Source organism: Rhodospirillales bacterium, from assembly GCA_016699855.1.
GTDB lineage: Bacteria > Pseudomonadota > Alphaproteobacteria > Reyranellales > Reyranellaceae.
The window spans coordinates 4554231-4566262 of the sequence record CP064988.1 but is presented as its reverse complement, the minus strand read 5'-3'; the positions used below and the strand labels follow the sequence as shown (position 1 = coordinate 4566262).

At 70.4% G+C, this 12032-nt stretch carries 9 protein-coding genes; 5 read left to right on the top strand and 4 right to left on the bottom strand.

The features are described 5' to 3' along the window. Positions 1 to 72 precede the first annotated feature (72 nt). Positions 73 to 1827 (top strand): PLP-dependent aminotransferase family protein, encoded by a 1755-nt coding sequence (locus IPK81_21600; GenBank protein QQS12082.1) that lies wholly within the window; start codon positions 73 to 75, stop codon positions 1825 to 1827. Positions 1828 to 2587: 760 nt separating this feature from the next. Beyond that, on the top strand, positions 2588 to 3691 hold the full coding sequence (locus IPK81_21595) for a hypothetical protein (protein ID QQS12081.1): 1104 nt from the start codon (positions 2588 to 2590) through the stop codon (positions 3689 to 3691). A 278-nt stretch (positions 3692 to 3969) separates the two neighbouring features. Here IPK81_21595 and glsA read toward each other — a convergent pair whose 3' ends face one another. The 3 genes from glsA to IPK81_21580 form a co-directional block, all read right to left on the bottom strand. After that, positions 3970 to 5850, bottom strand: a complete 1881-nt coding sequence (glsA, locus tag IPK81_21590; GenBank protein ID QQS12080.1) for a glutaminase A — start codon at positions 5848 to 5850, stop codon at positions 3970 to 3972. Between the two features lie 133 nt (positions 5851 to 5983). Further along, complete coding sequence (locus IPK81_21585; protein ID QQS12079.1) at positions 5984 to 7090, bottom strand: LLM class flavin-dependent oxidoreductase; 1107 nt, start codon at positions 7088 to 7090, stop codon at positions 5984 to 5986. 159 nt (positions 7091 to 7249) lie between these two features. Beyond that, complete coding sequence (locus IPK81_21580; GenBank protein QQS12078.1) at positions 7250 to 8119, bottom strand: hypothetical protein; 870 nt, start codon at positions 8117 to 8119, stop codon at positions 7250 to 7252. A gap of 168 nt (positions 8120 to 8287) precedes the next feature. On the opposite strand from IPK81_21580, the gene IPK81_21575 reads away from it, so the two are divergent. Next, on the top strand, positions 8288 to 8713 hold the full coding sequence (locus IPK81_21575; GenBank protein QQS12077.1) for an OsmC family protein: 426 nt from the start codon (positions 8288 to 8290) through the stop codon (positions 8711 to 8713). Positions 8714 to 8720: 7 nt separating this feature from the next. After that, a complete protein-coding gene (gene folP, locus IPK81_21570) occupies positions 8721 to 9566 on the top strand; it encodes a dihydropteroate synthase (protein ID QQS12076.1) in 846 nt (281 codons plus the stop codon). Here the strand turns inward: folP and genX are convergent, their stop codons facing one another. Then, entirely contained in the window at positions 9567 to 10628 is a 1062-nt protein-coding gene (genX, locus tag IPK81_21565; protein QQS12075.1) for an EF-P lysine aminoacylase GenX, read from the bottom strand. A gap of 517 nt (positions 10629 to 11145) precedes the next feature. On the opposite strand from genX, the gene IPK81_21560 reads away from it, so the two are divergent. Then, the gene (locus IPK81_21560; GenBank protein QQS12074.1) at positions 11146 to 11997 is read left to right on the top strand and encodes a hypothetical protein; all 852 of its coding nucleotides are present in this window, start codon (positions 11146 to 11148) and stop codon (positions 11995 to 11997) included. Positions 11998 to 12032: the final 35 nt, after the last annotated feature.

Here is a 12032-nt window from a genome sequence, read left to right as displayed (position 1 = left end):
GCCCGCTCGGCCGACCCGTCGCTCCCGACCGCCCGCTCGGGTGGCCGCCCGCCCGACGCGACGCCGGCGCCGGTGGTCGTGGTCAGCCCGGCGCGGCGCAAGCGGCCGGCGTGGCGGCCGACGCTCGACCCCGGCGCGGCGACGCCGCTGTACGTGACCATCTGCAACCAGCTCGCCGCCGACATCGCCTCGGGCAAGCTCGAGCCGCACACCAAGCTGCCGACCCACCGCGATCTGGCGTGGACGCTCCAGTGCACGATCGGCACGATCACGCGCGCCTACGCCGAGGCCGAGCGCCGCGGGCTGGTGCATGGCGAGGTCGGCCGCGGCACCTTCGTGCGGCCGCCGGCGCTGCCGTGGCCCGATCCGGTCGTGCGCAAGTCGCTGGAGAATCCGACCGGCGATCCGCGCGCCGATCTCGGCGCGGCGCCGGCGCGCATCGTCGATCTGGCGATGAACTGGACGGCCGATGTCGGCGCCGACGAGCTGCTGCGCAAGACGCTGGCCGACATCTCGACGTCGAAGGACATCGCCAGCCTGCTGGAGTTCAACGGCCGCAACGGGCTAGCGCGCCACCGCGAGGCCGGCGCCCGGCTGCTGGCGCGGCGCTACAAGCTGCCCGACCCGACGACGCGCACCAAGGGCGCCGTCCCGTCGAGCGGCCCGGTCGATCCCGAGCGCGTGCTGATCGCCGCCGGCACGCAGCACGCGTTGATGGTGACCTTGGCGGCGCTGGCCGCCCCGGGCGACGCGATCCTGGTCGAGGACCTCACCTATCCCGGCATCGTGTCGCTGGCCCGCCTGATGCGGCTGCGGCTCAAGCCGCTGCGCTGCGATTCCGACGGCCCGATGCCCGGCGCGTTCGACGCGGCCTGCCGCGCCGGCGACGCGCGGGCGCTCTACCTCGTGCCGGTGCAGCACAACCCCACCGGCCGCACCATCGGCGAGCAGCGGCGGCGCGAGCTGGCGCGCATCGCCGCCGCCTACGACCTGCCGGTGATCGAGGACGACATCTACGGCTACTTCCCGACCGACGCGCCGCTGCCGATCGCCGCCTTCGCGCCGGACCACGTCATCCATCTCGCGGGGCTGAGCAAGGCCGGCGCGCCCGGCCTGCGCATCGGGTTCCTGCACGCGCCGCCGAAGCTGATCGGCCGGCTGGCCGCGGCGATGGCGGCGGCGTCGTGGACCGCGGCGCCGCTGGCCGCCGAGGTCGCGGCGCGCTGGATCGACGACGGCACGCTCGAGGAGGTGCTGCGGCGTAAGCGGGTGGAGGCGCGCAAGCGCTTCGAGCTGGCGGCGCAGATCTTCCGCGACGCCGGCGTGGCGGTGCGCACCGGGCCCGACCACGTGCTGCCGCCGACCCGCGCGCGCGAGACCGGCTACGACGCCACCACGCAGGAGGCGCTGCGCATGCTCGACCTCGCGGTCGACCGGCCCGGCGTCGACCCCGCCGCCAAGATCGACGTCGCCCGCGCGCGCCGCACGCTGATCGACGCCGCCGAGGCCGCCCTGCGCGCCGCCGACGGCGGCGGCGCGGCGACGGCGGCGTCGGCCAAGCCGGAGTTCACCCTGCCGGTGGATTGCTTCCACGGCTGGCTGAAGCTGCCCGAGCCGTGGCGGGCGCGCGACTTCGCGGCCGAGGCCGAGCAGCAGGGCGTGCGGGTGACGCCGGCCGACGCCTTCGTGGGCGGCCGCGTCGAGGCGCCGCACGCCGTGCGCCTGTGCCTGGGCAACGCCAAGGGCCGCGACGAGCTGCGGCGGGGGCTGCGGGTGCTGGCGCAGCTGCTGTCGACGCCGCTGGGGGGCGGGAGGACGGTGGTTTGAGAGCCTGACGAACGATCCGACTCTGCCATCTCGGGCATCTCAAGTTGGTTGCGAGGCGCAATCACTCGGCAGTTGCGGCGTTGGACCGCGATTCGTGGATAGGCAACAAGCTGTACCGCCCCCCCCCCCGCAGTCGTAACTGGTCGAGACGACTTGTGCCAGCCCAGTGGTTGACGTCGAGGCGTAAGAGCGGCCAGTGTGCTGCTCACATCATTTGCGAAACCATCCGGCGCGGCCGACGACCGACAGAGCGCGCCGGATCTGGCTTGGCGCTCCATAGTCGACCGCTGGGCGACGCCGCGACCTCTGTCGTTTGCTCAGTGACGGATTCTTGCGTACTTCTGCATAGACTCGCGCATTCTCCATGCATATATTTGTGCTGCTACCTTATCGGGCAGGACACCGATGCGATACCTCCCGTTTGTGATTGTTGTTGCTGCGTTCCTTAGCATCACAGGCGCCGCGCTGGCAGCGAGCCGTTGCTCTTCGGGCAACGGCACCATGTACTGTTCTTGCTCGACCAGTGCATGCCAGTCAGACCAGACCTCCTGCCGCTGCGCCACCGCCAGCGATCCGGGCGCTGGAGTTTCGTGCACCTCGCGAGACGGGAAGACGAGCAAAGCCTGCTCGATTGGATGCGAACGATCCGTCAATGAAGCCCGGTGTAATCCGAGGTAGCGCACTCTCGCAAATAGCCCAACCTCGATGCACCGGGTAAACCGCTGCGCGATTGATCTCAACGCTAGGAAGGGAGAGCAATATGGTCAAGAAAAGCGCATGGATTCTCATCGCGGCAGCAGCTACAGCCATCGCTGATCCTTCGCCGGTTGCCGCCCAAAGCAGTTGCCAAGTGATCTATCAGACCGCCACACGGAATCGATCTTCCGACTACAATCAACAAAGCATGATGCTGTCGATCTACGACGAATATTGCGCGGCGGATGGCTCTCTACGCGAGAAGAAAATCGATACGAGCGCTGATCTCGTGATCAAACAGATACCGGTGAAGTTCACCGGCAACTACGCTGATACGCGCCAGGCATTCTCGAACTTCTGCAAGAAGCATAATGAGGAGCGGCGAAGCGGAAGCCTGACGATTAGCGAGCGTGACAGCGTCGTCACAGACGCGCTTCGACTGTTCAATGAATGCGAGCAAGTCCGGAACTCCAACGTCAACATCCAGATCACGCCTTCCGATGATTCGATCCAGTTCAACTTCAAGCTTACCGCGAACGACAAGCTGAGCATTATGGGCTTTCAGGCGTCGGCAAACATTTCTTGCATCCTCAACGAGAGCCCGACTGATGACAAGCAGCAACCGGAAAAAGGGCTCAAACTGACGACGGATTTCGTTAAGAAGGTCACGACGAACTTCGCGGTTCTTTGTACAAGGGCTGCGATTAAATCAGACAAGCCAGATGGCGAACTGCGCTATGCGGCGAGTTCGATAAGCATCGTCACTGACAAGGGTACGATCGGAGCGTCTTTGCCCGTGACGCAGGTTTTTGACTACGTCACTGCAAAGGAAGTCGATACGCGTTTCCGCGCCCTCCAAGACGAACTCGCGAAAGCGCGGCAGTCGCAAGCCGCCGATGTTCTGACCAGCCTCGAGCTTTCTGTTCAGCCTCAAGAGATCGACGAAGCAAAGCCGAGAGTTCGAGCGGAATGTCGCGAAGGATATACTCTCATCGCACCAATTTGTACGATCCAAGGTGGCCGCGGTGCCAGTAGTTCATACATGAACACGTATGTGAAAATAGACCCTACCGGAAAGCAGTATGTCGAATGTGAAGGCGGGCCTCGATTTGGCGGTAGCGTACTCAACGCTCAGGCTTTGTGTGCTCGACCAAAGCCGAAACGCTAATATCGAAACCTGGTTGTATTGATACGGTAATTGCCTGACAGTCGCCGTGCTCGAGCCCGTGCTCAGGCGGCGTGAGTCTGGACGTTCTGTACAGCGCGGTCCACCTGTGATTCTTCGTTGGCGGAGCTGCGGCTACAGAAGGCGCTTGAGGGAGTTGCGCGGTTGGTGCCGTGCGGCCGCCGACGACGCGGTAGCGGGCGGGAGGCTCCGCCGCCGCGCCCCTCGCCACGACGCGGGGCAAACGGCGATCGGACGGCGGCGGGCGGACGTCCGGCGCGCTACGGCGCGTGCGCCTGGATCTCGAGGTTGGCGCGGCGCAGGCGCTCGCGCAGGCTGCGGCCGACCGCCAGCAGCAGCTCGCGCTGCACGTCGGGCGCCTCCTCGTGCAGCCGCGCGGCGGCGTCGGCGGTCAGGACCAGCACGCCCACGGCGGTGCGGGCGCGCACGGTGGCGGTGCGCCGGCCCGGCCCCAGCAGCGCCACCTCGCCCAGCACGTTGCCGGCCTCGACCGTGCCCAGCCGCACCGCGCCGATGCCGATCTCGACCACGCCGCGCACGAGGAAGTAGACGCTGTCGGCCTCGGCGCCCTCCTCGATCAGCACGCTGCCCGCCGGCAGCTCGGCGGCCGCGAGGTGCCGGGCCAGGGCGGCGACGCCGCCGGCGTCGAGGCGGTCGAGGAACTCGAACTCCGCCAGCTCGGCGCGCGCCGCGGCGTCGTCGGTGTCGAAGCCGGCGCGGCGCAGCAGCTCGGTCTCGGCCCGCTCCAGCGCGGTGTCGACGTCGGGCGCGGTGCGGCCGTCGTCGTCGGTGGCGGCCCGCGCCGGGCGGCCGGACGCCGCGCCGGACGCCGCGGGCGCGCCGGACCCGGCCGCCGGCGCGGCGGATGCCGCCGCGGGGATGAACACCATGGCGCGGCCGGCCTCGACGATCCGCCGCCGCAGCCGCGCCAGCATGTCGTTGGCGACGGCGCTGATGCTGGAGACGCGCTGGGCGTCGAGCACGATGTGGCTGGCGCCAGGCAGCGCCGCCACCGCCTCGCGCGCCAGCGCCTCCATGTTGGCGAAGCGCAGGTCGCCCTGCAGCTCGAACACGACGATCGACCGGGCGAGGCCGTCGAGCGCGCGCTGGGCGGCGGCGGGGCGCTGGCGGGTCGAGCGCACGACGTCGCCGCGGTAGCGCCGCCTGACCGGCGCGCGCACCGCGCCCCGGTGGTCGAGCATGTGCAGGCGCAGCCGGGCGGCGAGGTCGCGGCAGACGCCGACGCCGCGCACGGAGTTGCCGTGCGGATCGAGCCGCGGCGAGAACACGCCGATGCCCAGCTCGCCCGGCAGCGCCGCCATGATGCCGCCGCCGACGCCGCTCTTGGCCGGCATGCCGACGTCGAACTCCCACTCGCCGGCGTAGTCGTACATGCCGCAGCTCGTCATCAGGCTGAGCACGTGGCGCACGAGGTCGGTCGCCAGCGCGCGGATTCCGGTCAGCGGATTGACGCCGCCGTTGGCCAGGGTCGCGGCCATGACCGCGACGTCGCGCGCCGTGACCAGCACGGAGCACTGGCGGAAGTACAGATCGAGATGCTCGTCGATGTCGCCCTCGATCATGCCCGAGGCCAGCTCGAGATGGGCGATGGCGCGGTTGCGGTGGCCGGTGTCGCGCTCGGATCGGAAAACCGCCTCGTCGATCGACAGCGTCCGGCCGGCGAAGGCGCCGAGCATGTCCATGACGCGCGCCAGCCGCTCCGCCGGCGTCCTGCCGCCGACCAGCGAGGCGGCGACGATCGCGCCGGAGTTCACCATCGGGTTGAACGGCCGGTTGGTGGCGGCGTCGAAATGGATGGCGTTGAAGGCGTCGCCCGAGGGCGCCACGCCGATCCGGGCCATGACGCCCGCCAGTCCGTTGTCCTTCAGCGCCAGGCCGTAGACGATGGGTTTGGAGATCGACTGGAGGGTGAAGAGGGTGGCGCAGTCGCCGGCCTCGTAGACCTGGCCGTCGGGCATCGCCACGGCCAGCCCGAACCGGTCGGGATCGACCTTGGACAGCTCCGGGATGTACGTCGCCACCGCGCCGTCGCTTACGTCCCTGTGGCGCCTGTATATCTCGTCGAGAATCTCGACCACCGGCGAACCGAGCCCGCCGGCCTTCTCCCCCGCCCCGTCCATTCCCGCTCCCTCCGGGTCGGCCGGCCCCCGCCGGCCCGGCCCGTTGCCGGAAATGGAAGCAAACAGCATGCCGGGGCGGCAGCCGCCCCGGCCGCGTGCGAATGGGAGGTGTGCGCGGCCGCCGGCGGCCGCCCTACTCCGCCGCCCGCTTGCGCGGCGTCGGCACGAGGTGCTGGACCTTGGGCAGGACCTCGCGCGACAGCAGCTCGAGCGAGCGACGCCACGCCTGCGGGTTCTCGACGTAGTCGAAGCCGAACACCAGCAGCTGGCCGAAGCCGCCGACCTCGTCGTAGATACGCTCGATCTTCTCGACCACGGTCCTCGGCGAGCCGACGATCCAGTTGTGGCTGGCGCAGTACTCCGGCGTGACGTCGGAATCGGGCACCGCCTGGTCGTGCTTGAGGTACTCGAAGAAGCCGAACTGCTGGAGCAGCGGCAGGAAGTACTCGCGCATCATGCGGCCCATGCCGCCGCCGACCGACAGCCGCATCGCCTCCGCGTCGGTGTCGGCCACGAACACCTCGCGCACCAGCCGCCATTCGTTGCGGTCGGGCGTCCGGCCGGACTTCGCCGCGCCGATCTCCACCGACTCCCAGTGGCTGCCGACATAGGCGGGGTTGAGGTTGAGGCTCATCGGGATGTAGCCGCGCTCGCCCGCCAGCTTCAGCGTGTCCGATCCCTTGCTCAGCCCGGCGACGCCGATCGGCGGATGCGGCGTCTGCAGCGGCTTGATGTGCGGCTTGAGGAATCCGAACATCGTGTCGGGCTTGGTGACGTGCCAGAACTTGCCCTTGTAGTCGAACGGCTCCGTCGAGCTCCACAGCTTCAGGATGATGTCGAGCGCTTCGCGCGTCATGTCGCGGTTGACGCCCGACATGCCGTCGACGTTGAACATCGCCCAGTCGCTGGGCAGGCCCGAGGCGGCGATGCCGAAGTTGAGGCGGCCGCCGGAGATGTGGTCGAGCATGGCGACGCGGTTGGCCAGCTCGGCGGGGTGGTGGTAGGGCAGCAGGAAGCCGCCGGGGCCGAGCCGGATGTTCTTCGTCTGCATCAGCGCCTGCGCCACCAGCAGGTCGGGCGACGGGTGCGGCTCCCACGGCGCGGTGTGGTGCTCGCCGAGCCAGCACTCGCTGAATCCCAGCTCGTCGAGCCAGCGGATGACCTGGAGATCCCATTCGTGGCCGGCCGCCAGTCCGCGCTCGGGCGGATGCGACGGCATGGTGAAGTATCCGAACTGCATCGTTTCCTCCGGGGTTCGCGTTGGCGCCGGCGCGCGCGGGCACGCGCCGATTTGACGCCCATCGGCGGCGGCGGCGCAAGCGGCGCGGCGGGAAGTTTCAGCGCGCTGAGTCTTGTCGGCGGAGGGGCGGCGCGCGGATCGCCAGCCGCCGCCGTCACGTCACGCGAAGACGGCCAGCCCATGCGACAGCGCCACCGCGCCGCCCGCGGTCGCGACCTCGAGATCGACGAGGCCGGCCTCGTCGTCGCGGGCCGCGTCGCGCACGACGATGCCGACGCCCGCCGGCACCGGCGCGCGGAAGCGGCCGGACAGGCGCTTGAGCTTCGTGACGTCGCCGCCGGCGTGGAGCCGCACGGCTTCGCGGCCGGTCAGGGTCCAGGTGATGGTGCCGTGGATGATGACGTCCGGCAGGCCGGCGGCCAGCGCCACGCGGCGCTCGCTGTGGATCGGATTCCAGATCTGCGCGCACTCGCTGTAGACGTGCGGCAGCCCCTTATCGAGCGCCAGCGCGGTGGCGCGCGCGCCGTCGGCCGGCGCCGGACGCGGCTCGGGCAGGAGTTCGGCCGGCGTGTCGCCGCGGTCGGGGCCGTCCGGCGCGATGCCGCGGATCATGCCGCCGCTGAACGACGTCGCCAGCAGGTCGCCGGTCTCGATCTCCCGCGTGTCGTAGCGCGTCAGCACGTAGCTGCCAGCCGAGGTGGCGCGGATCTGGACGACGGTGCCCTCGCAGCGCAGGCGCATGCCGGCGCGGATCGGGGCGTGGAAGAGCGAGTCCTGCAGCACGTGCACGCCGCGCCGGCGCTCGTCCCAGCTCAGCCCCAGCGCCGCGGTGCGCGCATCGCCGCCGCCGATCGCCCATTCCGGCGCGACGCAGAAGGTCGGCGGCAGCACCACGCCGCCGGCGCGCGTGTCGTCGAAGCACTGGTCCTGGGTGAAGCCGGTGACGGCGGCGTAGGCCAGCGCCCAGCGCGTCGGCACCTCGCATTCATGGACCAGGGTCTCGCCGACGGCTGACGTGCGGACGGGCATGGCGCGGGACTCCGGATCGGACGGGATGGACGCGCGCCGTTATAGCAGGCCGGCGCGGCGCCGGCGCGGCGCCGGCGAGACGCCGGCGCGACCACGCGGTCGATGACGGCGGCGGCGCCGGACGCTAGGGTCGCGCGCCTTCCCCGTCCCCGCCGCCGGAGTCCGTCCATGTCCACCACCGCCCGCGTCCAATGGGTCGAGAACGCGCTGTTCACCGCCGAGTCGGGCAGCGGCCACAGCGTCACCATCGACGGCTCGCCCGACGTCGGCGGCAGGAATCTCGCGGCGCGTCCGCTGGAGATGTTCCTGATGGGCATGGGCGGCTGCACCGCGATCGACGTGGTGTCGATGCTGCGCAAGCAGCGCCAGGACATCCACGACGTGGTGGTCGAGCTGGCGGCCGAGCGGGCCGGGGATTTCCCCAAGGTGTTCACGTCGGTGAAGGTGGTCTACCGGGTCCGCGGCAGGAACCTGAACCGCGCGCTGGTCGAGCGCGCCGTGGCCCTGAGCGACGAGAAATACTGCTCGGCCACCGCGATGGTGCGCAAATCCGCCGTCGTCACGCACGAGCTGGTGATCGAGGACGCGGCCTGACGCCGCCATGACGGCCGCCCGCGCCCCGTTCGCCGGACTGGCGCCGCACGCCGACGGACGGCCGTGGGTGATGGGCATCGTCAACGTCACGCCGGACTCGTTCTCCGACGGCGGCGCGGCGTTCGATCCGGCCGAGGCCATCGCGCTGGGACTGCGCCTGCGCGATGAAGGCGCCGACATCCTCGACATCGGCGGCGAGTCGACGCGGCCCGGATCCGAGGCGACGCCGCCCGCGGAGGAACTGCGGCGGATCGCGCCGGTGGTGCGCGCGCTGGCGGCGGCCGGTTGCGTCGTGTCGATCGACACGCGGCGCGCCGGCGTGATGCGCGCGGCGCTCGACGCGGGCGCCGCGATCGTCAACGACGTGTCGGCGCTGCGCGACGATCCGGAGTCGCTGGCGCTGGTCGCGGCGCGCGGCTGCCCCGTCGTGCTGATGCACCGCCGCGGCGAGGCCGCAACGCGCTACGCCGGGCCGGCCTACAAAGACGTCGTCGGCGAGGTGCGCGATTTCCTCGCGGCGCGGATCGGCGCGTCGGTCGCGGCCGGCGTGGCGCGCGCATCCATCGCGGTCGACCCCGGCATCGGCTTCGGCAAGACGGTGGCGGAGAACCTGGCGCTGGTGGGATGCGCCGCAGCGCTGGCGCCGCTGGGCGCGCCGGTGCTGATCGGCGCCTCGCGCAAGGGCTTCGTCGGCGCGATCACCGGCGAGCCGGCGGCGGCGAGGCGGCTGGGCGGCTCGCTGGCGGCGGCCTTGGCAGCCGCCGACGCCGGCGCCGCCATCCTGCGCGTCCACGACGTCCGCGAGACGGTGCAGGCGCTCAAAGCGCGCGCCGCGCTGCTGGCGGCGCGGTAGCTACACCGCGCCGTCGACCGGCAGCCAGAGCGTGTCGTCGATCCGCGCCGCGCCGGTGGCGAGCATGACGGCGCGGTCGAAGCCCAGCGCGATGCCGGCGCAGTCCGGCAGGCCGTGCTCGAGCGCGGCGAGGAAATCCTCGTCGATCGGATAGGCGTCGCCGAAGAGCTGTTGGCGGGCGGCGCGGTCGGCCTCGAAGCGGCGGCGCTGCGCCACCGGATCGGTCAGCTCGCCGAAGGCGTTGGCCAGCTCGACGCCCTCGACGTAGAGCTCGAAGCGCTCGGCCAGCCGGGGATCGTCGGGCTTGGGCCGCGACAGCGCCGCCATCGAGACGGGGTAGTCGTGCAGGAAGGTCGGCCGCCCGGCGCCGAGATGGGGCTCGATCCGCTCCAGCATGACCCGGAAGAAGATGTCCTCCCACGTGTCGCCGGGATGCGGCGGGATTCCGACGGCGGTCGCGGCGCGTCCCAGCATCGCGGCGTCGGGCGCCAGCGGATCGGGCGCGGTGGCCAGCAGGTCGATTCCGGCGAAGCGCGCGAAGGCGTCGGGCACGGAGAGCCGCTCGAACGGGCCGGAGGCGTCGCAGGTCCGGCCGCGCCACATGAACAGCGGGGCGCCGGCCGCCGCCAGCGCCAGCCGCAGCAGCGCCTCGCAATCGTCCATCAGATCCGTGTAGGCCGCGCCGGCGCGGTACCACTCCAGCATGGTGAACTCGGGGTGGTGCAATTCCGAGCGCTCGCCGTCGCGGAAGGCGCGGGCGAACTGGAAGATCCGCGGCACGCCGCCGGCCAGCAGCTTCTTCATCGCGAACTCGGGCGAGGTGTGCAGATGGCGCTCGACCCGGCCGCCGTCCGGCCCGGTCAGGGTCGTGGTGAAGGCGCGCAGATGCACCTCCATCCCGGGGGACACCTGCAGCGCGGGCGTCTCGACCTCGACGAAGCCCTCGGCCGCGAACCACGCCTGCCACGCCGCGCGGATGCGGGCGCGGGCCTGGAGGTGGGGCAGGCGCCGGGCGAGCCGGTCGGGCCGCCAAGCGCCGGACGAAGTCGAGGACGGAGCCATGCCGCCCCTCTAGCACGCGCCACGGCGTCTTCCATTCGGCTTCCTGGCCCCGCCTCCACCCGTCGACCGGGCGACGTTTCCTAGGGATTCCCAACTTGCTCAGAAATTCACATTAGAATTCGTCTATATAATATTGATATTATTATATAAATATCTTTCTGCTTGATCCATCTCGCCGCCGAACCGCGATTTTCTTGACGTCCCCTCCAAAACGACGGACCCGAGAGCTCGCCGGTGTGAAAATTCCCCGCCCATGTGCCAGAGAGTTCCTTAACATATTGATATTAATAGCTATTTTATCCACAGCCAACTCTGTCGGAATCGTTAAAAGATCAATAAATTATAGTTAAAACAATCATCTATGGGGAATCTTTGATCTAATCATTGAGCGTCTCCTGAATCGAATCTATGATTTGTTATATTTTAAGGATTAGTACCGATGTATTCATCCATTTTGGGAGCGACGCGTATCAGCGTCGCGACTGCCGCCCTCGCCTTCGCGGCCTATTTGACGGCCATGAGCCAGCCGGTCCACGCGACCGACCGCATGGTGCGCGACGCCAGCCCGGCGCCGCAGCCCGTCGCGGCCGCCGCCGCGTCGCAGACGCCGTCGGGTTGGCGCGCCCTGCTGGTCTCCGGCAACGCCTGGACAGGCTACCACGACGCCGCCGTCGTCTCCTTCGGCCAGCGGCTGGCGTCCGGCGGCGACACCCGCGTCACGGCGCTGGCGCACGCCGCCGGCTCCCCGGTCGAGCGGGTCGGCGAGGTCGGCGAGCGCTTCCGGGCGATGGGCGAGCGGCCGGACGAGGCCTGCCTGGTGTTCCTGACCGGCCATGGCGGCCGCCACGGCGTGCAGATCCAGCGCGGCCGCAGCAGCGACGTCATCAGCCCGTCGCGGCTCGACGGCATGGTGTCGCGCAATTGCGGCGACCGGCCGACCGTCGTCGTGGTCTCGTCGTGCAATTCCGGCGTCTATGTCGGCGCCTTCCGCGGCCGCGAGAACGTCGTGGTGATCACCGCGTCGCGCTCGGACACCGTGTCCTACACCGGCTCGGCGGTCGACAATCTGACGATCTTCGACAGCTGCCTGCTGCGCGCCCTGTCGGGCGGCGCCCGCACCTGGGAGGAGGCCTTCGCCATCGCGGCGGCCTGCGCCGGCGATCGCGAGGCGCAGCTCGGCGTCACGCCGTCGGGTCCGCAGATGTGGGTCGGCTCCCGCGTGCGCGGCCTCGCCACCCCCGGCTTCGCCTCGGCGCCGCAGCTCGCGCAGCGCCGACCGGCGGCGGCGCCACGCGCCGCCCGCCACCCCCCACCCCGCGCCGCCGCCGGAAGCCCCCGGCGGCGGCGTTCCCTGTTCAGGGGCGTTTGACAGCGCGCCCCGGGTCGGCTGGAAATCGCCGCCGA